The following is a 21,038-nucleotide window of genomic DNA, read 5'->3' on the forward strand; positions in this document are numbered from 1 at the left end:
ATCGATAGCGCACCGCCCGCGTGGTTCATGCGTCCAGTTCAATATCGCCTGCTGGTACGGCCATACAGGCGAGGATCTGGCCCGGTGCTACGCGGGCGCTCGGCTCCAACGGGTAGGAAATCCTGCCCCTGAGCAGGCTAACGGCGCATTCGCCGCAAGAACCCGAGCGGCAAAGACTAGCCGGTTCAAGCCCTTGCTCTTCCAGCGCATCAAGCAACACTCCATTCTCCGCACTCCAGGTGAAATTCTTTTCGCTCCCACGACAAGAGACTTCTGCGGGCGGATAGTTCTCAAAAAGGCGTTCCAGATCGGTCGCTGGTGATGCGAAGGTTTCGCTGTAAATCTGCGAAGCAGAAATTCCCGCTTGCTCGCACGCCTCGAATACCATCTTGGTGAACTCTTCAGGCCCGCACACCACCACCCTGCTGCAACCGCGTAGTCGTGCTGCGATCGCAGCAGCCGCTGGCCGCCCCTCGGAGGTGTCGATGCGATCCAAGCTGATTGGCGCCTTCAGCCCGGCAGCCATCTGTTCCAGCCGGCAGTACAAGGCACTGGCTCCGCCACGTTCGACATGGATGAACCTCAGATCTTGGCTGCCATTCACCGCTGCAGCATCCCCGAGCAGCCCCAAAGCAGGAGTGATGCCAATTCCAGCGCTGACGATGGCAGTGCTGGAGCCTAGTACATTAGCCGAGGTCAGCACACCGTACGGCCCTGAGACAAGAAGTTGCTCGTCCTCCTGCAGCTGTGCTATTTTCGCTGAAGCTTCACCTTGGATGCGAACGGCGATACTAATGCCCCGGTCGCTCACCGAGGTGATGGTGTAATTTCTCCACAGCGGATCTGGCAAGTGAACCCTTAGATGCATGCCCGGTTCATACTCAGACTTAATCCATCCGTAAGGATCGTGAAGCAGCAGTTCGACTACTCCTGAGCCCAAGTCCTCGTTTCGAAGTATGGTCATGAACCGTGGAGAGATCTTCACTGGAACCAGTTCTTCGGCTTCTGTTGCTTCGTTTTCTATTTCAATTGAGGCGCCAGTCTCCAAGACCCCGGATTCCAGAACGGTTCCATAAATGCCACAGTGAACGTGGCCAAAGTGCGTTGCCAGCAAACGGGGTCCGTTGGTATCGACTTCGGTAGTATCCGGATTTACCGAGGTTGCTGAGCAACGGGCGATTGATTTGGTAATGGCAATACGGGTTTCGCCTATGCGCAGCACTTTGCCAATAAGCCCATATTCCGAGTATGCGGGCAGGCCTTCCACCACAAGGTTGCCTCGATACCGCCGGGGATCCAAGTGCACCCCGGATACTCGCGACAGCTCCGCAACCGTATTGGGGTTAATAATCGAAATGCCCGACAGTCGCGAATCGAACATTCCTTGCGGTGCAGACACCAATCTTCGCGGTTTTGGCCCCTGCGCCGGCAAGTGATTCGACAGATAGGCGCTGGCGGCATCCCTGCCATGATGGCTACTGGCATCAAAGGTCAATGGTGCCGCACCTGTAGATGCTGGCGCGGTCATGGTGATAAGTGGAAAACTGGATTCAACTTGCCACTTTTGCAGGCTCTTGTTGTTCTTGAGAATAGTGAAGCTTAGGCAGCTCTGCCACTGCCCGTCTTGGTGCTCAATTGTGCCGTTTCCGAAGGCGACACAGCGATCGCCCTCTAGCCCGCTTCCCTTTTTGGCTGCGACCGAACTGACTGCTTCGCCTGGTAGCCCTTTAACAGGAAAGCGATATATTTGAGCAATTTTCATGATTACATTCTAGTAAGTGCCGAGTTCAGTACGGGAGTTCCAGGCGGCGCCAATCGAAGGCGCCAGAGGATATCGGAATTTCAAAACAGGTAATGTTCTGCCCCTCCGGCTACATGGACTGCTCCCCGGCATCTGCGGGTGCTTCCAATCGCCGCGCGCCCACACCTTCACGCGCCAATTGGTCTTCCGGATTCAGGAGGCTGCAGGCCTGCATCGACAGGCAGCCGCATCCAATGCATCCCATAAGCCGATCTTCTAATTCCTCGATGGCACGCCGCCTCGCTTCGAGTACTTTCTTCCATTCCTCTGTCGCGCGAAGCCAGTCTCTTTCCTCGGGGATTTTTCCCATCGGCACTGGTGCCAAAGCACGCTTGATGTCGCTGAGTGGGATGCCCAACTTACTGCCGACACTGATCAACGAGATACGACGCAGCAAGTGGCGAGGATAGCGTCGCTGATTCCCCGCTGTCCGCATGGAAACGATCAGCCCAATATCTTCGTAATAATGCAGTGCAGATCTGGCCACACCAGTGCGTTCGCTAACCTGCCCGATGCTTAGCAGCTCACGCCCGGGAAAATTTTTTTCGCAATCCCCAGATTCCGCTGTGTGAAGCATCACCACCCCTTTCCTTGACCTCAAGTTTACTTGAGGTCTTAGGGTGGAAGTATTCAAAGTTGTTGGCAAAAGCTCGGGCTTTTGCATCAGTTACTGGAGTTTTATTCCAACTCCAGGCAAAGGAGCGGCTCAGTGAGCGAATTATCAGATGGATTCCGTACAGCCTTCCGTCACCATCCTGCTGGAGTAGCAGTGATTACTGCAGCGGTCGACGGGGCATTCTACGGTTTAACTATCTCTTCCCTCGCTTCACTTTCCATTGATCCCGTTGCCGTTTCGTTCTCGCTGGCCAAAGAATCCGGCGCTGCCGGCGCTGTGCTAGCAGCACCGAGTTTCTTGATCCATATGCTCGGCGAAGACCAGCACGAGCTGGCAAATAATTTCGCGCGCCCGGGTGCCCCACGATTTACCAGCGATCAACATTTCCGGGTCTTGCCCACCGGCGAGCCACATTTCATCGAGGCTCCCGTTGCTTTCCGCGCCAGTATCCACTCCTCCATCAGCGTTGGAGGCTCCCGCCTGATTGCTGCTGAAGTCCATGCGGTACTCTTCGGGCATGCGCAACAGCAACACCTGCTTTACCAGGATCGCGAGTATCTGAAATTGTCCGGATTGCGTGCCGATTCGACGACGAGCTAATTGAACGATGCCTCCTGCGGCATAAAAATAGCCGCCACAAATGTGGCGGCTATTTTCATGCCCGTGGATTAGTCGCGGGTCAGGCGACGGTGGGTAACACGGTGCGGCTTAGCCGCGTCGGCACCCAATCGTTCAACCTTGTTGCTCTCGTAAGAGTCGAAGTTGCCTTCGAACCAGTACCAGTTCGATGGGTTCTCCTCAGTGCCCTCGTACGACAAGATGTGGGTCGCGACTCGGTCCAGGAACCAACGGTCGTGGGAGACCACTACAGCGCAACCCGGGAACTCAAGCAGCGCGTTTTCCAACGACGACAGGGTTTCAACGTCCAAGTCGTTAGTAGGCTCATCGAGCAGCAACAGGTTGCCACCCTGCTTGAGGGTCAGTGCCAGGTTCAGACGGTTGCGCTCACCACCGGAGAGAACACCTGCCTTCTTCTGCTGGTCTGGGCCCTTGAACCCGAACGCCGAAACGTAGGCACGCGATGGCATCTCAACTTGACCGACGTTGATGTAATCGAGGCCGTCAGAAACGACCTCCCACAACGACTTCTCTGGGTCGATATTTTCGCGATTCTGGTCGACATAGGAAATCTTGACCGTGTCGCCGACCTTCAGGGTGCCACCGTCAAGCTCTTCCATGCCAACGATGGTCTTGAACAGGGTCGACTTGCCGACGCCGTTGGGACCAATGACACCCACGATGCCGTTGCGCGGTAGCGAGAAGGACAGACCATCGATCAATACACGATCGCCGAATCCCTTCTTCAAGTTTTCGGCTTCGATTACCAGCTGGCCCAGGCGCGGGCCTGGCGGAATCTGGATTTCTTCGAAGTCCAGCTTGCGGGTGCGCTCGGCTTCCGCAGCCATTTCCTCGTAGCGCGCCAGACGAGCCTTCGACTTAGTCTGACGGCCCTTGGCGTTCGAACGAACCCACTCGAGTTCTTCTGCCAGACGCTTAGCAAGCTTCTGGTCTTTCTTGCCCTGAACTTCCATGCGCTCGCGCTTCTTCTCCAGGTAAGTGGAGTAGTTGCCCTCGTATGGGTGCAGGCGACCGCGGTCAACTTCACAGATCCATTCGGCGACATGGTCCAGGAAGTAGCGGTCGTGGGTTACGGCCAGCACGGCGCCCGGGTAAGATGCCAGGTGCTGTTCCAGCCACAGTACGGACTCTGCGTCCAAGTGGTTAGTAGGCTCATCGAGCAGCAGCAAGTCCGGCTTCTGCAGGAGAAGCTTGCACAGTGCTACACGTCGACGTTCACCACCGGAGAGGTGGGTAACTTTCTCGTCGCCTGGTGGGCAGCGCAGCGCGTCCATTGCCTGTTCGAGCTGATTGTCAATGTCCCAAGCGTCGGCAGCGTCAATCGCTTCCTGCAGCTTGCCCATTTCTTCCAGGAGCGTGTCGAAGTCGGCACCGTCCTGTGCCATCTCTTCCGAGATTTCGTTGAAGCGAGTGATCTTTTCATAGATCTCGCCAACACCTTCCTGGACGTTGCCCAGGACGGTCTTTTCTTCATTCAGTGGGGGTTCCTGCAGCAGGATGCCTACCGAGTAGCCCGGTGAAAGACGCGCTTCACCGTTGGAGGGAGTATCGATCCCCGCCATGATCTTTAGGATCGTTGACTTACCAGCACCGTTGGGTCCCACGACGCCAATTTTGGCACCGGGGAAGAACGACATGCTGACATTGTCAAGGATGACTTTGTCGCCAACGGCCTTGCGAGCCTTGGTCATCGTGTAAATGAATTCCGCCATGTTCTTAAGGCTAGTCTGTTGCGGGGGTCATTTCCGAATCCACACACCACTATTTTGGGTTGGTGGTGCCCGGATTCACACGAAACCCTCAAACACCACCAGAACACGCGTCTTCAGGCCGCTTCCCCATCCTCGCTTTGCCAGCTCGCTTCAGTGTCGGACGAACGTGACGGGTGCTGCACACGCTCCATTTCGCCGGTATCTGTCCGTACACGGTTAAAGGAACTCGTTCCAAAACGCAGATCGTGACCAATTGAATAAGCCTCGATATCTGCGCTATTCCCTCGCGAGCCATCTGCTCGTTCGAATTCTCGGATCTGCAACTTTCCGAAAATCATTACATGGTCGCCTTGCCCCAGGGATTCCATGGAATTCTCTCCCAGGGCACGGAACGCCGAAACCGCATACCAATTGGTCGGCCCGTCGACCCACTGCCCTGTTTCAAGATCGCGTTTTCGCTCATGCGTCGCTACTCGGAATTTCAAGATAGAAACGCCCTTGGGCGTAATGCTGAGTTGAGGTTCCGTTCCGACAATTCCGCGGATTGTCACAAGATCGCTCATTGGACTGCCTCCTATTGGATACAAATGGCAGAAGCCTTTTCTGCCATTGAATCCGATGATGGCGCACCGCAAGATCCGGTCGGACGCAAAGTCAACGGCCTGTGGATAAATCTTTAGCCCATTGAGGTTTGAATGCGCCTTTCAATAGCATGGCGGCTATGACGATTCCTGGCAAGATCCAGCCGGACCAACCCATGATTGATGCTTTTGTTGCGTCCAAAGGAACTCCCATCACCATAAACAGTGAAACCAATCCCACGCTGGCGTTGAAGGCTCCATGCGCCAAAGCCGCTGGCCATACGGAATCACTGTAGGTACGCAACCAGCCAAGGAAGGCGCCAAATACGGTACACATGCCGCACATAGCCATGACTCCCCACGCGCCCGTAGCCATCGGATAGTTGTAGCCCAGAAGCACCAATGGTGCATGCCAGATCCCCCAGACGACGCCGGATACAAGAATTGATACAAGTTGCCCATAAGGCTGCAGGCGAATCCAAAGCCATCCCCGCCAACCAATCTCCTCTCCTAAAGCAAACAAGGAATTCATGAGGCCAGCGACAACTATCAACCCCGCCTGTCCGAGAAGGTAGATTGTCGGGCCTTCCTGGCCGGAGACAACGCGCAGTACGGTGAAATTCTGCAGATCACCAGGGAAGACCCCTAGCCATGTTCCGATGAAGGGCGCTTGAAGTATGAGCCCGAGCGGAATCACATAGGACAGCACCAGTGCGATGGCAAACTTCCCCGGACGCTTGATTGGCCAGAGCCCAACCTCGGAGGTGAAGCTCGTTAGCCGGCGTTCGACAATGGCAATCACTAGAGCAGCGATGGTCGGGGTAAACATCATTGCCATGGCGATTCCTGGAAGCTTGGCATCATTTATGCCTTCTCCCATCCAAAGCGGCAACGCTACGGCCCAAGCTAAAACCACGCTTAGCACACAGAAGCACACGATGCTCAACACGCTACCGATTCTCAATTTCGGCAACTTAACTACTCCTAATCAGATGATGATCTACATTCGTTTCTCCAGCCTATCGGCCTCAAGTCGTATTTTTGGTGATCAATGAGCTAAACTATTTTCGGTTATGCCTCCGTAGCTCAGCTGGATAGAGCAAGAGCCTTCTAATCTCTAGGTCGCCGGTTCGAATCCGGCCGGGGGTACGAAATAAACCGCCGTTCACTTGGTAATACAAGTGAACGGCGGTTTTCGCATCTATCCAGATCTAGGAATTTGACCAGTGTTAGGCCTCATTTCTAGCTTGAGGCCCTTTCCGGCCGAGCCTGTCAGCCAGCCCTCGTCCTATTTGCCGGCCACTAAATAAGCACCCGCCCAAGAAAGTTCCTTCCAGCGCGTTGTACCCATGCATCCCGCCGCCCCCGAATCCAGAAGCTTCACCGGCCGCATAAAGCCCGTCAAGAACTGTTCCGTCGTATTTGAGGACTCGCCCAGATAGGTCTGTCTGCAGTCCGCCTAATGACTTTCGCGTCAGAATGTGCAGCTTCACAGCTATCAATGGCCCCGCCGCAGGATCGAGTATCCTGTGCGGAGCAACTGCTCGGGTCAAACGGTCTCCGATGTACTTTCGGGCATTGCGGATAGATTGAATTTGGCGATCTTTGCTAAATGGATTTTCAGTTTGCGAATCACGAACCATTAGTTGCTGGTGAAGCCGCATCGGATCAATATGTGCTTCCGGCGCGATTGCATTCATCTTCGTCACGAGCTCCTCGACGGTAGTCGCTGAAACGAAATCCGCACCTTTGTTCAAGAAATCCGTGACCGGCCCCGGAGCACCCTTGCCAAAGAACCGGTCCTTGATAACTCCGGCTTTATCCCGATTAGTCAGATCTGGATTTTGCTCCGACCCTGACAGCGCAAACTCCTTCTCGATAATTCGCTGATTTAGCACGAACCATGAATAGTCGTACTTTCGCGCAGTGGGATCGGTGCGCAGGTATTTCAACGTGCCCAAAGTGTCGTGCCCCGGAAGGCAAGGAGGACGAAGGCGGTTCCCTTCGGCATCGAACCACATCGGGCTTGGACCGGGCAAAATTCTAATTCCATGAGCGGGCCAAATTGGGTTCCAATTCTGGATTCCCTCTGTGTAATGCCACATTCGATCGCGGTTAACAAGACGCGCCCCCACCTCCTGCGAGAGTTCAATGCCGCTGCCGTCAACATAATTCGGAACGCCGGTAATCATGCGCCCCGGCGCGATGCCGAGCCTGTCGGGCCAGAGTTTCCGAACCAGGTCCTGATTTCCGCCTATTCCCCCGGTTGCAATCACCACTGCTTCAGCCGAAAACTCGAACTCCGAAACCACGTTTCTTGACGACTGTTGCCCGCGTGGAGCGTCATCAGGCGACAAGACCTCACCGCGAACGCCGGTAACTGAACCGTCAGTGGTCACCAATCCAGTAACCCTGTGGCGGTTGAGCAACTCGGCATGTCCCGTTTGCAGTCCGTCGAGCACCCTATTCACAAATGGCATCGATACCCCGGTGCCAGTTCCCCAGGCGATGTGAAATCTGGGTACAGAATTCCCATGCCCTTCGGCGCGACCATCGCCGCGCTCTGCCCAGCCCACAACTGGAGTCAGATCTATGCCTTTTTGCTTGATCCAGGACCGTTTTTCAGTAGCTGCGAACTCCACGTAGGCTTTGGCCCAACGTTGCGCCCACAGGTCCTCATCGTCCAACCGGTCAAATTGTGCACTATGCTGCCAATCCGACCAGGCAAGGTCAAAAGAATCACGAACTCCCAAGCGGCGCTGTTCAGGAGTATCAACGAGAAACAGTCCCCCAAAAGACCAGTAAGCCTGGCCGCCGAGATTACCCCTGTTTTCCTGATCCAGGATTCGGACTCTCAGTCCTGCATCAAGTGCCTCGGACGCTGCAACCAGCCCGGCCAATCCAGCACCCACGATGATCACTCCGCATTGTTCGGAACTCAACTTCACGATCCCACCTCTGCACGCAAGAAATTTACGAGTTTTCATCTCGAGCGTACTTCCCGGTGGGCAATGCCACCATACCCGTATTTTCCGCAAAGAAATCTGCTGACTAGCGAGAACTTTCGTTCTTCACCACCGTTTCTCTTCCTGGTCCGGCCGTCGAATCTGTGAATGTCATGATCGTGAGCCGTGCAGCGGCGCATAATCACTCAGAATCCCGACTGAACAGTAACTTATCCCCCTAACTTGAGATAAACTCTAGGAATTGTAGAAATCGAAAGGGACAGTGCCCGATGACCCAACTGGTCGCCCACCTCGCGCGACAGAGAATCACGGAACGCACCAGCATCAATCTAATATTCCTTCTTGCAGGATTATCTTTTGCGACTTGGGCAGGCCGCCTCTCCATTATCGACGCTGTTTTCGATTTCTCTGGCTTGAACCTCGGATCGTTCTTGATTTGCAGCACCATCGGAACTTTGCTCGGAATCTCCCTTATTCCGTCGGTGAGCAAATTCGTTCCAACACGCCGCCTGTTGTGCTGTTTGCCCATCGGATTAGCAGCATGTTTGGTCGTACTGGGCATAGCCATTTCGATAACCGAGGAAGCCACTCTTGCCTACGTAGCCCTGTTCTTTTACGGGCTTACTTTTGGCTGTTTGGACATCATGATGAACGTCAGCGGCGCACAGGTTGAACGTCGTGTCGGCCGCAGCATCATGCCTTCCCTTCATGGGTTCTTCAGCCTGGGAACCCTAATTGGCGCCGGGGTGGCAACAGCAACCATTTCCTTGAATATCTCGAGCCTTTGGCACTTCTCGTTTGTCGCGGTCATCATTCTTCTTCTCGCTTACGTTGCCCATCGAGGTATTACCTGCTGGGAAAACGAAAATTTGGTTCCAATCAACAAGGATGTCCCCCAGAACCGAATTCAATCAACGCACAAAATGGGACTCTTGCTGCTGCTTGGCATAATGGTCGCCGGTTTAAGTTTCAGCGAGGGTGCGGCCAATGATTGGATTGCCGTTACTTCGGTTGACGGGCACGGTTTCAAGCATCAAATTGGCGCGCTCATGTTCACCTTGTTCGTCGCAGCAATGACGCTGGGACGCTTTGTCGGCGGTCGCCTTGTGGACCGCTTCGGCACGAAAAATACACTCCTGATCATGGGAATTATCGGCCTTCTCGGCGTCGGCTTGTTCATCACCGGCACAAGTCCCTCCCTAGTAGGCCTCGGTGCAGCATTGTGGGGCCTCGGTAGCTCGCTCGGCTTCCCCTTGGGCATGAGCATCGCTGCTTCCCGCGGAGAACGCCTGGGTCCAAAAGCGGTGAGCATCGTCAGTGCGTTTGGATATGGAGCAATGCTTGGCGGTCCACCATTTATTGGTTTCGTCGTCGATACCTTGAAGTTGCCTCAGGCCTTATGGATTTGCGCGGTAGTTCTGATTATTTCGTTGTCCTTGACGCCGGCGGTAACCCGCAACCGGAAGCCGTCCGACAAGACGTCCTAGACGGGCAGAACCGCACGCTCCTTGATGTTTCGCATGACTATGGTGCTCGTCAATTTTTCCACGCCCGGTAGATCAACTAGGACCTCGTCGTATACACGCTGGTAATGCGGCAGATCCTTGGCAAAGACTCGCAATAGGAAGTCTGGCTCGCCGAAAAGGCGCTGCGCATCAACTATTAGCTCTTCCCTCTCTACTGCTAATTCAAAATGCTTAAGCTGCGCTCTGTCTTTCAACGTGACGAAAACCAGGGCCTCGAATCCCAGTCCAACCTTCTCCGGGTCAATCACCGCTTGGTAGCCGCTGATGACTCCCCTGCGCTCAAGATCTTTGATCCGGCGATGGCAGGGAGCCACCGATAGCCCAACTTTTGCAGCTACCGCGGTAGCGCTCATCCGTCCGTCATTCTGCAACTCGGCCAAGATCGCACGGTCTAGTTCATCCATGAAATCAGACTACAGCACAAATAATTTGCGCCATTTAACGCCAGAGCAATTTTTTCTTGCCGAAGGGCCGGGTATCCCCAAAGAATCGGCAAGCACATTTCACGATTTTTTCCTTACTGTTATCAGAGCACAGGTTTCTAGATTTGGAGAAGCAATGGATCTCTCGCAGTTCACCGGGTTCCTCTTGGTATCGGTGACGTTGGCGTGCACGCCCGGCGCCGACTGGGCGTACATCATTTCCTCTGCACTGGGCAAAACCAGCTATCGCCCAGCCGTATGGGGATTGCTCTCGGGATACCTGGTTCATACTGCATTGCTGGTGTGCGGAATTGCGGCCCTGGTCGCGAGTTCCCCGTCACTTCTCCTCTGGCTCACGGCAGCCGGATCGGTCTATCTGCTGTGGCTAGGCATTGCGACCCTGCGTTCCTGCAGGAACGCCAGGTTCTTTGATGCCAATGCTCCATCTACCTCCGAAATTGAAGCACTCGATGGCGATTACCCTCGGAGCAATCCCGAACCTACCGATAGCACCGTCGCGCTGTTGGACAAGGTCCGTCATCGATCGCTACGCGGCCAATTCCTCAAGGGCCTGCTCACCAGCGGCACTAACCCCAAGGCACTACTGCTGTATGTGGCCCTCATCCCGCAGTACCTGGATTCATCCCTGGATCTTCCGCTCTCCCTGCAAACCGGCGCTCTTGGGCTTACTCATTTCGCGGTATCGATCCTCGTGTACTTCTCCGTTGCATTGGCTGCCAGGGTGCTGCTTCGCTCCCGGCCCATGGCGGCACGCATCGTAACCATGTGCTCCGGAACCATAATGATCCTCTTGGCCCTGGGCTTGGTCTACGAACAATTCTTCGTTGCATAAGAATTTATTGAACACTGATCAAGACAATTGAACGGTGATCAAGTATGCTCTTAATCGATGGCTCTTCGGTCATCTGTAACGCAAGCATGAATGGCTGTCCGATCATGGAGCCCGCCGTTCAAGCTACGAACCTTGCGCTGGAGCACTCGTGGAACTACCCCCAATTCGATTTGAGAATGTCACTGTCCGCTTTGAAGAGCGCGATGTCCTCAAAGATGTGCGATTGACTCTCAACGAACAGCGCATCGGCATTATCGGGGCAAACGGTGCTGGGAAGAGTACGCTCTCCCGGCTCATCAATGGCCTCGTTTTGCCCACTGAAGGATCCGTGCACGTTGGCGACCTGAACACTCGGAATCATGCAAAGCAGATCCGCCGCGATGTTGGTTTTGTCTTCCAGAATCCAGCAAATCAAATCATCATGCCGCTGGTCTCTGAAGACATTGCGTTCGGACTGAAGAATTTGCAAATTCCCAAAGCAGAGCGCCAATTGCGCGTGCATGAGACACTGGCAGAGCTCAACATCTCGCATCTGGCAGATCGCGAAAGCCACACTCTTTCCGGCGGCGAGCAGCAAATGGTCGCACTCGCTTCCGTCCTTGCCATGCGGCCACGAACCATTGTTTTCGATGAACCCACTACGATGCTGGATCTGCGCAATCGACTCGCGTTCCAACGCGAAATAGCCAAGCTGGCGCAACGTGCAATTGTGGTGACGCACGATTTGGAAATACTTGAAGATTTCGACCGCGTTCTCGTGGTCACCGACGGAGCTATCGCATTCGATGGCCGACCGGAAGAAGCAATCGCCCATTACCGCCAATGGAGCCACGCATGATCGCGGCCAAGAATACTTCGTATCTAGCGCGTGTTAAGCCGGGATGGAAATTCGGAACATTGCTGGTTCTGAGCATCGGGCTTTACTTGATTAGCTCGTGGCAGGTCTTGCTGCCCCTGTTCATTCTCAGTGCGATACTGCTGCTTTCGGCTAGGGTCGACCTCAAGCAACTGCGCATGCCACTGTTCTCATTGGCCATGATTCTCGGCATCGTCTTCATTCTTCTCGCCCTGCAAACCGATTGGGCCAACGCCGTGGTCTCGGTCCTGCGGCTGCTGACCATGTGCCTGATGGCCTACGCCGTCAGCCTCACCACAAGCTTTGACGCGATGCTCGAGCTCTTCCAACAGGTTGCCTCTCCATTACGATTCCTTGGAGCTAATCCAGCGCAAATCGCATTGGGATTGTCCATGACAATACGGTTCATTCCGGAATTGAAAAAGGTATACCTCGAAGTTCGCGAAGCCCAGCATGCTCGGGGTCTGGGCAACAATCCGTTGGCCGTGAGTGTCCCATTAGTTATCAGATCACTAAAAATCGCTGACGAGACAGCCGAAGCGTTAGACGCCCGCGGCTACGATTCAGCACCTTACCGACGCTAAGCGCGTCAGCTACTTCCATCTCGCTCGCACTTCCAAGGAAACACAATGCCAACTCGCACCGACTCAACTTCGCAAACTCGCAATACGGTATACGTCGCAGTCTTTGCCGCCATGATCGCGGCCATGGGGCTCCTTCCCCCTATTACATTGGGGATCATCCCGGTACCCATTACCCTGCAAACCCTGGGTGTCATGCTGGCCGGCGCCTTATTGGGACCTTGGCGAGGTTCATTGGCCTCACTGGTTGTCGTAGTCCTGTCTTTGGCAGGGCTGCCCTTGTTGGCTGGTGGGCGTGGTGGGCTTGGAGTCCTGTTCGGGCCGACCGGCGGATATCTCATTGGATGGATTTTCGGGTCACTCGTTATTGGAGCCCTCTTCAAATACTGGGTTCTGCGCTACGAAAACAAGGTCGCCCGATTCATGTCCGGACTGGCCTCGGCTCTCCTTGGCGGAATCGTCGTCATCTATCTGTTTGGCGTTCCGTGGACCGCTGCTGTTACCGGGCTTGCTCTGGGCACATCCTTGCTGGGGTCTCTCGGATTCCTGCCCGGGGACGTCCTCAAAGCCGTAGTCGCCACCCTGGTGGCCCTGACCGTGCACCGTAGCTACCGCGGGTTGATGAAGTAGCTCGATGGAACTGTGGCAGGCACTGGCAAGGTGGGCCAATCAACGACCGGATCATCTTGCCCTGCTCACGGTTGAAAGCCGGCTGACTTATGCGCAGTTGGCCAGCAGAAGCGGTGCTCTGGCCAAGCGGCTAGAATCCGTTCCAGGCAATCGGATCGCTGTGCACACCAGCGATCCGATTGAGATGGCCATCGCTTTTTATGCGATCGCGCGCAGTGGCAAGACATTGGTGGTGATTGACCCTGCTTGGCCCGGAAATCTGGCCACTTCCATGGCAGCAGTTCTTCTATGCGATTTTGTGCTTGAATCGACGGTTCCGCGGCCTTTGCCCGGCGTCCCAAGATTCGCCTTGCCGCCCGAGCCACCCGAGCCCGGTGAATACATTGTGCCCGCGACCAAGACTCATTGCGCTGAAGTCCTGCTGATCATTTGCACTTCTGGAAGCTCATCTCGTCCCAAGCCTGTGCTCCGGAGTGCTGCATCGTGGGAAGCGTCCCTGAGTGCCGGCGCCACGATTTTGGGCGCTTCGCCAGAGGATTCCACTCTTTGCCCGAGTCCCATTTCCCACGGTCTGGGCCTCTACGCGATGGTCGAGTCCCTGCATACTGGCGGCACCTTCATGGCTTCCGGAAAATGGGATCAAAAGGGCGTTGCGTCTTTGCTGGCGCGCGTCAGCTGCACCCGTATCGTCAGCGTACCGACAATTCTTGGCAAGGTGCTGGCCCTGGATGACCCGGCACTGTTCTCCAGCCTGCGATTGGTCATCAGCGGCGGGGAATCCCTGGACCAGGCGACCGTTCAAGCGCTTCACCAGATGGCTCCGTCGGCGCGCTGCGTTGAATATTTCGGGAGCAGCGAGCACAGCCTCATCGCGTATCGCGAGCGACTGGCCAACCATCCGCGAACTCCCTATTTCGACGGTCAGCTGTTTCCCGGGGTGCAGGCTCACACCCATGAGGCAACGCCGGGTTCAGGCTTTGGCTCGCTCTATATCGATAGCCCGTTCAACGCCAAGGGGTACGACCTTAGCTCGGACTCTGTCATCGCTCGGTGCGGCACAGCAATCGGCATTGGTGATCAGGCGAAGCTCCTGGGTTCAAATCGCATCGTCCTGTCCCGTCGCAACGACGGGATGATGAATCTCAACGGAAACAATATCCACCCGGGCGAAGTGGGCGCAGCGCTTAATGCCGAGGGGCTGGCCAATGCCGTAGTGCGGATCGATGCATCGAGCGCACCAGCCAGGTTGCTGGCCTACACGGTTTCGCCACCCCGCAATCCGTCCGCTCTTCTCACAGGCCTGCAGAAGCATTTGCCCCAGTACAAGATCCCGCACCAAATCATCTACTTGCGATCGTGGCCCGAGACCTTCAGCGGAAAATTGAATGCCTCGGCTTTGGACTTCCAGGATCTGGACATTGAACGGAGCGACTGGCTCAGATGAATGACGCCTTCATTATCAATGCAGCACGCACGCCCATCGTCAGAGCAGGCAAGGAGTATTCCCGCATTACCGCAGACCAACTGCTGGCTCGGGTGATCAACGCGCTAATAGATCGAAGCGGCATCTCCCCTGCGGATGTAGACCACGTATTTGCCGGCAATGCGGCGGGACCGGGCGGAAATATAGCGCGAGTGTCTGCTTTGGCGTCGGTGCTGCCCAAGACCGTCAGCGCGACCAGCATCGATGCCCAATGTGCCAGTGGACTGGACGCAATTGCCGCCGCTGCGCGGATGATACGTTGCGGTGAAGCGCATGTCGTGGTGGCCGGTGGCGTGGAGTCGGTGAGTACCGCGCCATGGCGGGTTGAAAAGCAAACCTCCGTAATCCAGCCTCCGCGCCTCTACTCGCGTGCCCGATTCACTCCAAAGCGAGACCCGGACCCCGAAATGGGCGAAGCTGCGGAGAATATTGCCCAGTCCTACGGCATTGCACAAGAGCGGCAAGATTCTTTCGCATTGCAGAGCCACCAGCGTGCGCTGCGCGCTCAAGCGGCTGGACTCTTTGATCGCGAGCTTGTCACCGTGGATACAAGCAACGGGCAAGTAGCGGCCGACACCTGCCCCAGGCCCGGACTGACACTTCGCAAGCTCGCTGCGCTCAAGCCGGCATTCGTACCCGGTGGCACCGTGACTGCGGGAAACTCCTGCCCGATTAACGATGGTGCAGCTGCGGTAATCTTGGTGAGCGAACAAATGCGCCAGAGACTGAACCCAACCTTCGCAATGCGCTACCTTGCTTCTGCTTCAGGTGCTTGCGATCCCAGCATTCTCGGCATGGCGGCGGTACCGGCGTACCGCAAGCTCATCGGCCTGCTGCCATCCGCTGCTGCTTCCAGCACTCCACTGATCGAGTTCAACGAAGCCTTTGCGGTCCAGGCCCTGGCATGCCTCGATGAGCTAGGGATCACCGAGGTGACGGTGAACCAAGGTGGCGGGGCCTTGGCGTTGGGACACCCCTACGGTGCTAGCGGCGCGATTCTTGCGACTCGGCTGTTCTGGCAGGCCAACCAGGCTCGGATACCTGGGCAAAGGGCGATCGCGCTCATGGCCGCCGCGGGTGGCACCGGAAGCGCGTTTGCTTTCGAGTCAGTACCGCATTGAGCCCTTGGGGCATTGGCCTAGATGTTGAACCCCAAGGCCTGCATCTGATTCCGGCCGTCGACAAGGTTCTTCAGCACTTCATCAATCTGCGCTTCGAGTAGATCGGTCAGCGGGCAGGCAGGCGTCGTCAACGTCAAGTCGATTTCCAGGACTGAATCGCCGTCGAAACACCGTCCGTAAAGCAGGCCCAGGCCAACAATGTTGACTCCCAGCTCGAGGTCATTCACGTCCTTGGGTGCTTCGTCGATTTCTGCGATCGGCCACGTTGCGCTCTCATGTGCACCATTTGCGGCTTCGGACATGCGCTGCTCCCCGATTCTGCCCCGGGTACCCCTTTCCCTTTCGGCTCTTCCACGAGATACCAGAAGGAATGCAGGCCCCTCGGGCGTTAACGAACAGAACCGCTCACCCCCGTAGGGAGCAAGCGGTTCTGCTTGAAACAGCCTAAATTAGATGTTGAAGCCCAGGGCTCGCATCTGATCGCGACCGTCATCGGTGATTCGTTCTGGACCCCAAGGCGGCATCCAGACCCAGTTCAAACGGTGGTCGTCCACAACGCTCTCCAGCGCCTGGCCGACCTGCTCTTCGATAATATCGGTGAGCGGGCAAGCGGCGGTTGTCAGTGTGAGGTCCAGCAAGAGTACGCCGTCTTCTGCGTACTTCAGGCCATACAGCAAACCCAGGTCGACAATATTGACACCCAGTTCAGGGTCAATGACGTCCTTGAGCGCTTCCTCAACGTCTTCCAGAGGAGTCGTAGCGGCTCCCGTGCTCTGTTCGGTCGATTCGCTCATGATTGTAACCTTAGGCCTTGACGTTCAGGTAACGGTCGTAGCCTTCTTCTTCCAGACGGTCAGCCAGTTCCGGGCCGCCCTGTTCTGCAACTCGGCCATCCACGAACACGTGCACGAATTCTGGCTTGATGTAGCGCAGGATGCGGGTGTAGTGGGTGATGAGCAGGGTGCCCATTTCGTTCTCGTCCTGTGCGCGGTTAACGCCCTCGGAGACAACCTTCAGAGCGTCGACGTCCAGGCCGGAGTCGGTCTCGTCCAGCACTGCGAACTTGGGCTTGAACAGTTCCAGCTGCAGGATCTCGACGCGCTTCTTCTCGCCACCGGAGAAGCCTTCGTTGACGTTACGGCCAGCGAAGTCGGCATCGATCTTCAGCTTGCTCATAGCTTCCTTGACGTCCTTGGTCCAAGTACGAAGCTTTGGAGCTTCGCCGTCGATGGCGGTCTTGGCGGTACGCAGGAAGTTGGTCATGGTTACGCCTGGTACCTCTACCGGGTACTGCATAGCCAGGAACAGGCCAGCCTTGGCGCGCTCGTCGACGCTCATCTCCAGGACATCTTCACCATCGAGGGTGATGGAGCCGGAGGTGACGTTGTAGCGCGGGTGGCCAGCGATGGTCGAAGCCAAGGTCGACTTGCCCGAGCCGTTAGGGCCCATGATTGCGTGGGTTTCGCCGGTCTTGATGGTCAGGGTTACACCCTTGAGAATTTCCTTCTCGCCCTGCTCGGTGTCAATCGAGACGTGCAGGTCCTTGATTTCCAGAGTAGACATACGTCGTTCCGTTTCTTTCTAAAAAGCGCTAAGGCTAAAAAGCTGGTGAAGCGAGCACTACCTAGTTCTCGGTAGCAGCCAATTCTTCTTCGATGGTGTCGGTCAGTCGCTCCTGCAGAGCCTCATCGCCGATCTGCTGAACGATTTCGTTCAGGAATCCGCGAACTACCAAGCGGCGTGCGGTCTTTTCATCGATGCCGCGAGCCATCAGGTAGAAGAGGTGCTCATCGTCGAAGCGGCCGGTGGTCGATGCGTGGCCAGCACCATCGATCAGACCGGTTTCGATTTCAAGGTTCGGAACCGAATCAGCGCGGGCGCCATCGGTCAGAACCAGGTTGCGGTTGGCTTCGTAGGAGTCGGTACCAACAGCAGCCTTCTGGATCAGCACATCGCCAACCCACACGGTGTGTGCGTCCTTGCCCTGCAGCGCACCCTTGTACAGCACGTTCGACTTGCAGTTGGCCACAGCGTGGTCAACGAACAAGCGGTGCTCCAGGTGCTGGCCGGCATCTGCGAAGTACAAGCCGTAGAGCTCGATCTCAGCGCGTTCGCCGGTGAAGCGAGCCGACGGGTTCACGCGAACCAGGTCGCCACCGAAGGAAACAACAATGTGCTTGAACGAAGCGCCAGCAGCTACCAGCGCCTGCTGCGAGGAAGCGTGAACGGCGTCATCTTCCCAAGCCTGCAGGGAGATCACGGTCAAGCGGGCGTTGGCCTGGACGTCGAACTCGACGTTCTGTGCCAGCACTGCCGAACCGACGTGGTCCAGCACAACAGTAGCCTCGGAATTTTCCTCGGCAACAACGATGAGGTGCTGAGCCGCCGCTGCCGGCGACTCGCCGGTGATGCGCAGGGTTGCGTTGGCACCTTCGGCGTTCTTCGGGATCGTCACAACGTGGGTCTCGGAAGCGAACTTCCAAGCGTTGGCCGACACGCGGTCATCCGGGGTATGCGCAACACCGTTCAGCGCGTCGCCAGCCGGAACAACCGACAGCTTGGCGATTCCGTTGCCGGCGAGCTCTATCTTCGGAGCCGCGCCGGTGAGGTCATCGCTGTGCAGGCCCTTCAGGCGCTTGAGCGGGGTGAAGCGCCAGTCCTCTTCACGACCGGTCAGCTTGGCGAAGTCATCTACATTGGTGCTGGTCAGTCGACCGGCACGCGATGAATCGGGAACTCCAACTCCGCCGCCGTGGCTGTGCGCCTTGGTGGAGGCACCGGCCAGCGGCGAGCTGTCGTTGTCGTTGATCGGCGAAAGGTCTTCGCCCTCTTCGGTGAAACCAGGAATCGATGGTGCGCCGATGCGCGCCTTCTCTGCTGGGATATGGGTGGTGGTCTCCGACATTCTTAGCCGACCGATCCTTCCATCTGAAGTTCAATAAGGCGGTTCAGTTCCAGCGCGTACTCCATAGGCAGCTCGCGTGCGATTGGCTCAACGAAGCCGCGCACGATCATTGCCATGGCCTCGTCCTCGGCCATGCCGCGGGACATCAGGTAGAACAGCTGCTCTTCGGAAACGCGCGAGACGGTCGCCTCGTGGCCCATGGTTACGTCGTCCTCGCGGACGTCGATGTACGGGTAGGTATCCGAACGCGAGATCTGGTCGACCAGCAACGCGTCGCAGACCACCGAGTTCTTGGTGCCCTTGGCGCCTTCCTGGACCTGGACCAGGCCGCGGTAAGCCGAGCGGCCACCGTTACGAGCCACCGACTTGGCCACAATGGCCGAAGAGGTGTTCGGAGCGATGTGGACCATCTTGGATCCGGTGTCCTGGTGCTGGCCCTCGCCGGCGAAGGCGATGGACAGGGTCTCACCCTTGGCGCGTTCGCCAACGAGGTAAACGGCTGGGTACTTCATGGTGACCTTCGAGCCGATGTTGCCATCGACCCATTCCATGGTGGCGCCTTCTTCGCAGACGGCACGCTTGGTCACCAGGTTGTAGACGTTGTTCGACCAGTTCTGGATCGTGGTGTAGCGAACGCGGGCGTCCTTCTTCACGATGATTTCCACAACGGCAGAGTGCAGCGAATCCGACTGGTAGATCGGTGCGGTGCAACCCTCGATATAGTGAACGTAGGAGCCCTCATCAGCGATGATCAGGGTGCGTTCGAACTGGCCCATGTTTTCCGTGTTGATGCGGAAGTAAGCCTGCAGCGGGATCTCCACATGTACGCCCTTCGGGACGTACACGAACGAGCCGCCGGACCACACGGCAGTGTTCAGCGAAGCGAACTTGTTGTCGCCCGCTGGAATGACCGAGCCGAAGTACTCCTGGAAGATCTCCGGGTGCTCCTTCAGTCCAGTGTCGGTGTCAAGGAAGATGACGCCCTGGGCTTCAAGGTCTTCACGCAGCTGGTGGTAGACAACCTCGGACTCGTACTGGGCGGCAACGCCGGACACCAGACGCTGCTTTTCAGCCTCTGGAATACCCAACTTGTCGTAGGTGTTCTTGATGTCTTCTGGAAGTTCTTCCCAGGAGGTCGCCTGCTTCTCGGTGGAACGCACGAAGTACTTGATGTTGTCGAAATCAATACCCGAGAGGTCTGGACCCCAGGTAGGCATTGGCTTGCGATTGAAGTACTTCAGTGCCTTCTGGCGACGCTCCAGCATCCATTCTGGCTCGGACTTCAGGGCGGAAATATTCGCCACCACGTCCTTGTCGACGCCACGGCGCGCATTTGCACCCGCGTCGTTCTTGTCTGACCAGCCGTATTCGTAATTGCCGATTCCGTGGAGTTCGGGGTTCTTCTCCAGAATTTCGGAAATTACACCCGGGTCGGCAGACTCCTGTGCAATCTGATCCGTCATCGCGGCCTCTCCTGCTTCGTGAACTGAATTCGAGTTCTTTTCTCAGCGCGCATTGGCGCCTTTTCACGCCCCACAGGGATGTGGGTCGTGCACACGTGTCCTCCACCGGCCAAGGTCGACAGTCGTCGGACGTCGACGCCTAGCAAGCGGGCGAACATTTCCGTTTCCATGTCGCAAAACACTGGAAACTCTCGTGCCAAGTCTTGTATCGGGCAGTGTCCCTGGCATAGCTGCACGCTATGCATCAGGGCAGTTGCCACTTTGGTATCCACTTTTCGGGTGTATCCCACGAATCCATCTGCACTGAGCAAATTGCCCAGCACCTCGGCTCGTGCTTCCAGCCCTTCAACGCCGACCAGCGCCTTGGCGTATCGATCTTCCATTGATGCGAAGCGGTTACGCGCAAACTTGCGAATCGCGTCCTCTCCGGCCGCATCGCCGAGCATCTTCAATGCGTCGGAAGCAATCTCCAGGTAATCGTTGCCCAACTTCGTCTGCCCGCGGTGCGAAAGCACGTAGCGACGCGACGGACGTCCAGCACCGGTTTTCTGGTTGGCTACCAGTTTCACCTCTACGAGTCCCGATTTTGAGAGCGCGTCGAGGTGACGGCGGACCGCAGCAGGCGTGAAGCCCAGCTTGCTTCCAAGCTCGGCAGCACTGACCGGCCCATCCTCGAGTACTGCGTACAGGACGCGGTCGCGCGTACGCTCCTCGGTATCCCCAACTGCGCCAACTGTCGCGGCAGTGGAGCCACTAGCTGATTCTGAATTTGATGAATACACAACACAATCATGCGTAAATTTTTGCTCTAGGTCTAGTAAGGAAGGACTTACTAAGGACATGCTTGCCCGACTAGTGCGTTACTTGAATCGAACCTCTGACA

21 protein-coding genes and 1 tRNA gene are annotated in these 21,038 nt (G+C 56.5%); 9 read left to right on the top strand and 13 right to left on the bottom strand.

Annotation, left to right across the window (positions count from 1 at the left end; all coding sequences use genetic code 11):
* Positions 1-25: 25 nt before the first annotated feature.
* Together CQ012_RS03265 and soxR are read right to left on the bottom strand one after the other, a co-directional pair.
* Positions 26-1,762: an MOSC domain-containing protein gene (locus CQ012_RS03265; protein ID WP_105659196.1), complete on the bottom strand. Its 1,737-nt coding sequence runs from the start codon at positions 1,760-1,762 to the stop codon at positions 26-28.
* Between the two features lie 109 nt (positions 1,763-1,871).
* Positions 1,872-2,378, bottom strand: coding sequence for a redox-sensitive transcriptional activator SoxR (gene soxR, locus CQ012_RS03270; protein ID WP_105659195.1), 507 nt, complete (start codon positions 2,376-2,378; stop codon positions 1,872-1,874).
* A gap of 132 nt (positions 2,379-2,510) precedes the next feature.
* Here soxR and CQ012_RS03275 point away from each other — a divergent pair, with 132 nt between their 5' ends.
* Positions 2,511-3,017, top strand: a complete 507-nt coding sequence (locus CQ012_RS03275) for a flavin reductase family protein (RefSeq protein ID WP_181149006.1) — start codon at positions 2,511-2,513, stop codon at positions 3,015-3,017.
* Between the two features lie 68 nt (positions 3,018-3,085).
* Here the strand turns inward: CQ012_RS03275 and ettA are convergent, their stop codons facing one another.
* The 3 genes from ettA to CQ012_RS03290 form a co-directional block, all read right to left on the bottom strand.
* A complete protein-coding gene (ettA, locus tag CQ012_RS03280; protein WP_105661447.1) occupies positions 3,086-4,768 on the bottom strand; it encodes an energy-dependent translational throttle protein EttA in 1,683 nt (560 codons plus the stop codon).
* A gap of 113 nt (positions 4,769-4,881) precedes the next feature.
* Positions 4,882-5,331 carry a single-stranded DNA-binding protein gene (locus CQ012_RS03285; RefSeq protein ID WP_105659229.1) on the bottom strand — a complete coding sequence of 150 codons (450 nt, stop codon included), beginning with the start codon at positions 5,329-5,331 and terminating at the stop codon, positions 4,882-4,884.
* 91 nt (positions 5,332-5,422) lie between these two features.
* A complete protein-coding gene (locus tag CQ012_RS03290) occupies positions 5,423-6,298 on the bottom strand; it encodes a CPBP family intramembrane glutamic endopeptidase (protein WP_133834188.1) in 876 nt (291 codons plus the stop codon).
* A 126-nt stretch (positions 6,299-6,424) separates the two neighbouring features.
* Between CQ012_RS03290 and CQ012_RS03295 the strand changes: the two genes are divergently transcribed.
* Positions 6,425-6,498 (top strand) — tRNA-Arg (locus CQ012_RS03295).
* Positions 6,499-6,578: 80 nt separating this feature from the next.
* On the opposite strand, the gene CQ012_RS03300 is transcribed toward CQ012_RS03295, so the two are convergent.
* Entirely contained in the window at positions 6,579-8,291 is a 1,713-nt protein-coding gene (locus tag CQ012_RS03300; RefSeq protein ID WP_286134578.1) for an FAD-binding dehydrogenase, read from the bottom strand.
* Between the two features lie 293 nt (positions 8,292-8,584).
* Here CQ012_RS03300 and CQ012_RS03305 point away from each other — a divergent pair, with 293 nt between their 5' ends.
* Positions 8,585-9,802, top strand: coding sequence for an MFS transporter (locus tag CQ012_RS03305; protein WP_105659215.1), 1,218 nt, complete (start codon positions 8,585-8,587; stop codon positions 9,800-9,802).
* On the opposite strand, the gene CQ012_RS03310 is transcribed toward CQ012_RS03305, so the two are convergent.
* Complete coding sequence (locus CQ012_RS03310; RefSeq protein ID WP_105659214.1) at positions 9,799-10,245, bottom strand: Lrp/AsnC family transcriptional regulator; 447 nt, start codon at positions 10,243-10,245, stop codon at positions 9,799-9,801. The genes CQ012_RS03305 and CQ012_RS03310 overlap by 4 nt on opposite strands.
* Positions 10,246-10,399: 154 nt before the next feature.
* On the opposite strand from CQ012_RS03310, the gene CQ012_RS03315 reads away from it, so the two are divergent.
* The 6 genes from CQ012_RS03315 (at position 10,400) to CQ012_RS03340 (ending at position 15,787) form a co-directional block, all read left to right on the top strand.
* A complete protein-coding gene (locus CQ012_RS03315) occupies positions 10,400-11,116 on the top strand; it encodes a LysE family translocator (RefSeq protein ID WP_105661450.1) in 717 nt (238 codons plus the stop codon).
* A 148-nt stretch (positions 11,117-11,264) separates the two neighbouring features.
* Positions 11,265-11,954, top strand: coding sequence for an energy-coupling factor ABC transporter ATP-binding protein (locus CQ012_RS03320; protein ID WP_105656637.1), 690 nt, complete (start codon positions 11,265-11,267; stop codon positions 11,952-11,954).
* Positions 11,951-12,556: an energy-coupling factor transporter transmembrane component T family protein gene (locus CQ012_RS03325; protein ID WP_166650789.1), complete on the top strand. Its 606-nt coding sequence runs from the start codon at positions 11,951-11,953 to the stop codon at positions 12,554-12,556. Before CQ012_RS03320 ends, CQ012_RS03325 begins: the two co-directional genes overlap by 4 nt.
* A gap of 45 nt (positions 12,557-12,601) precedes the next feature.
* Complete coding sequence (locus CQ012_RS03330) at positions 12,602-13,183, top strand: biotin transporter BioY (protein ID WP_105656639.1); 582 nt, start codon at positions 12,602-12,604, stop codon at positions 13,181-13,183.
* Between the two features lie 4 nt (positions 13,184-13,187).
* Positions 13,188-14,627, top strand: coding sequence for a class I adenylate-forming enzyme family protein (locus CQ012_RS03335; protein ID WP_105656640.1), 1,440 nt, complete (start codon positions 13,188-13,190; stop codon positions 14,625-14,627).
* A complete protein-coding gene (locus tag CQ012_RS03340; protein ID WP_105656641.1) occupies positions 14,624-15,787 on the top strand; it encodes a thiolase family protein in 1,164 nt (387 codons plus the stop codon). The genes CQ012_RS03335 and CQ012_RS03340 overlap by 4 nt, the downstream gene beginning before the upstream one ends.
* 17 nt (positions 15,788-15,804) lie before the next feature.
* Here CQ012_RS03340 and CQ012_RS03345 read toward each other — a convergent pair whose 3' ends face one another.
* The 6 genes from CQ012_RS03345 to CQ012_RS03370 all read right to left on the bottom strand — a co-directional run bounded on the left by CQ012_RS03345 (position 15,805) and on the right by CQ012_RS03370 (position 20,937).
* Positions 15,805-16,089: a metal-sulfur cluster assembly factor gene (locus CQ012_RS03345; protein WP_105656642.1), complete on the bottom strand. Its 285-nt coding sequence runs from the start codon at positions 16,087-16,089 to the stop codon at positions 15,805-15,807.
* A gap of 147 nt (positions 16,090-16,236) precedes the next feature.
* A complete protein-coding gene (locus CQ012_RS03350) occupies positions 16,237-16,581 on the bottom strand; it encodes a metal-sulfur cluster assembly factor (RefSeq protein WP_105656643.1) in 345 nt (114 codons plus the stop codon).
* A 10-nt stretch (positions 16,582-16,591) separates the two neighbouring features.
* Entirely contained in the window at positions 16,592-17,350 is a 759-nt protein-coding gene (gene sufC / locus CQ012_RS03355; RefSeq protein ID WP_105656644.1) for a Fe-S cluster assembly ATPase SufC, read from the bottom strand.
* Positions 17,351-17,411: 61 nt separating this feature from the next.
* On the bottom strand, positions 17,412-18,692 hold the full coding sequence (gene sufD / locus CQ012_RS03360; protein WP_105656645.1) for a Fe-S cluster assembly protein SufD: 1,281 nt from the start codon (positions 18,690-18,692) through the stop codon (positions 17,412-17,414).
* 2 nt (positions 18,693-18,694) lie between these two features.
* On the bottom strand, positions 18,695-20,155 hold the full coding sequence (sufB, locus tag CQ012_RS03365) for a Fe-S cluster assembly protein SufB (protein ID WP_105656646.1): 1,461 nt from the start codon (positions 20,153-20,155) through the stop codon (positions 18,695-18,697).
* Positions 20,152-20,937, bottom strand: a complete 786-nt coding sequence (locus tag CQ012_RS03370) for a helix-turn-helix transcriptional regulator (RefSeq protein WP_105656647.1) — start codon at positions 20,935-20,937, stop codon at positions 20,152-20,154. The genes sufB and CQ012_RS03370 overlap by 4 nt, the downstream gene beginning before the upstream one ends.
* Positions 20,938-21,038 lie beyond the last annotated feature (101 nt).

Source organism: Arthrobacter sp. MYb214, assembly GCF_002979865.1.
Lineage (GTDB): Bacteria > Actinomycetota > Actinomycetes > Actinomycetales > Micrococcaceae > Glutamicibacter.

Excerpts from the sequence above, each read along its gene's own strand:
- CQ012_RS03265 (WP_105659196.1), bottom strand. The coding sequence starts at position 1,762 with ATGAAAATTGCTCAAATATATCGCTTTCCTGTTAAAGGGCTACCAGGC.
- CQ012_RS03315 (WP_105661450.1), top strand. The coding sequence starts at position 10,400 with ATGGATCTCTCGCAGTTCACCGGGTTCCTCTTGGTATCGGTGACGTTG.
- sufB (WP_105656646.1), bottom strand. The coding sequence starts at position 20,155 with ATGACGGATCAGATTGCACAGGAGTCTGCCGACCCGGGTGTAATTTCC.
- CQ012_RS03310 (WP_105659214.1), bottom strand. The coding sequence starts at position 10,245 with ATGGATGAACTAGACCGTGCGATCTTGGCCGAGTTGCAGAATGACGGA.
- soxR (WP_105659195.1), bottom strand. The coding sequence starts at position 2,378 with ATGCTTCACACAGCGGAATCTGGGGATTGCGAAAAAAATTTTCCCGGG.
- CQ012_RS03340 (WP_105656641.1), top strand. The coding sequence starts at position 14,624 with ATGAATGACGCCTTCATTATCAATGCAGCACGCACGCCCATCGTCAGA.
- CQ012_RS03335 (WP_105656640.1), top strand. The coding sequence starts at position 13,188 with ATGGAACTGTGGCAGGCACTGGCAAGGTGGGCCAATCAACGACCGGAT.
- sufC (WP_105656644.1), bottom strand. The coding sequence starts at position 17,350 with ATGTCTACTCTGGAAATCAAGGACCTGCACGTCTCGATTGACACCGAG.
- sufD (WP_105656645.1), bottom strand. The coding sequence starts at position 18,692 with ATGTCGGAGACCACCACCCATATCCCAGCAGAGAAGGCGCGCATCGGC.
- ettA (WP_105661447.1), bottom strand. The coding sequence starts at position 4,768 with ATGGCGGAATTCATTTACACGATGACCAAGGCTCGCAAGGCCGTTGGC.
- CQ012_RS03305 (WP_105659215.1), top strand. The coding sequence starts at position 8,585 with ATGACCCAACTGGTCGCCCACCTCGCGCGACAGAGAATCACGGAACGC.
- CQ012_RS03345 (WP_105656642.1), bottom strand. The coding sequence starts at position 16,089 with ATGTCCGAAGCCGCAAATGGTGCACATGAGAGCGCAACGTGGCCGATC.
- CQ012_RS03350 (WP_105656643.1), bottom strand. The coding sequence starts at position 16,581 with ATGAGCGAATCGACCGAACAGAGCACGGGAGCCGCTACGACTCCTCTG.
- CQ012_RS03330 (WP_105656639.1), top strand. The coding sequence starts at position 12,602 with ATGCCAACTCGCACCGACTCAACTTCGCAAACTCGCAATACGGTATAC.
- CQ012_RS03325 (WP_166650789.1), top strand. The coding sequence starts at position 11,951 with ATGATCGCGGCCAAGAATACTTCGTATCTAGCGCGTGTTAAGCCGGGA.
- CQ012_RS03285 (WP_105659229.1), bottom strand. The coding sequence starts at position 5,331 with ATGAGCGATCTTGTGACAATCCGCGGAATTGTCGGAACGGAACCTCAA.